The organism is Sphingobium sp. LMC3-1-1.1 (genome assembly GCF_040676285.1).
Classification (GTDB): Bacteria; Pseudomonadota; Alphaproteobacteria; order Sphingomonadales; family Sphingomonadaceae; genus Sphingobium.
The window spans coordinates 1-370 of sequence record NZ_JBEGHQ010000066.1; the positions used below are offsets into that span (position 1 = coordinate 1).

Here is a 370-nt window from a genome sequence, read left to right on the forward strand (position 1 = left end):
CGGGCAATGACGTGGTCTATGCGGGAAGTGGCGCCGATACGATCACGGGCGGGACTGGCGATGACGACCTTTACGGTGGCGACGGCGGCAACACCTACATCTACAACATTGGCGATGGCGACGACCGTATCGTCCAGGGCTTTTGGGAAGATGGCGTCGACACGCTGAGCTTTGGTGCCGGGATCACGCCTGGCGATCTGGTGCTGACGCGGGAGGCCAGCAATGGCAGCAATGTGCGGATCGGCTTCACCGATCACTCTGGCTCGATCCTGCTGCAGGGACAATCGGATGGCCGGGCCACGGGCATCGAGCAGATCCAGTTTGCTGACGGTACGATCTGGGATCGTGCGGCGCTCGACGCGCAGGTGGT

General features: G+C 62.7%; 1 protein-coding gene. It reads left to right on the top strand.

Annotated features, from left to right (window positions below; genetic code table 11):
* A partial coding sequence (locus tag MRBLMC3_RS19995; protein WP_363831720.1) for a calcium-binding protein occupies positions 1-370 on the top strand: 370 nt, incomplete at both ends.